A 385-nucleotide genomic window follows, 5' to 3' on the forward strand; every position below is an offset into this window, starting at 1 on the left:
GCAGCCAAAAGTTAAATGTATTGGCGTAATAGCTTTAATGGAAGGTCACTAACTAAAAGGAGGTGATTTTTGTGAAAAAAGTATTATCTCTTCAAGTTTTAGATTCAAAGAAGGATGTAGAGCTACGTGCAGGTTCATCTTTAAGTGTTAACTGCAAAGTAGTAAGCACAATTAGTTTTGCAGTTTGCTAATTTTATATTTTCTATTAAAGATTACTGAATAATATTATTCGGTATCCTACCATAGATTATAGAAATCATTTTTTCATTGAGCAGCCAAAAGTTAAATGTATTGGCGTAATAGCTTTAATGGAAGGTCACTAACTAAAAGGAGGTGATTTTTGTGAAAAAAGTATTATCTCTTCAAGTTTTAGATTCAAAGAAGG

1 protein-coding gene is annotated in these 385 nt (G+C 30.6%); it reads left to right on the forward strand.

All coding sequences use genetic code 11. The features are described 5' to 3' along the window. Nucleotides 1–71 precede the first annotated feature (71 nt). A complete protein-coding gene (locus LJC66_RS27470) occupies nucleotides 72–191 on the forward strand; it encodes a class III lanthipeptide (protein WP_205413786.1) in 120 nt (39 codons plus the stop codon). Nucleotides 192–385 lie beyond the last annotated feature (194 nt).

Source organism: Priestia sp. TSO9 (genome assembly GCF_021029645.1).
Taxonomy (GTDB): domain Bacteria; phylum Bacillota; class Bacilli; order Bacillales; family Bacillaceae_H; genus Priestia; species Priestia megaterium_E.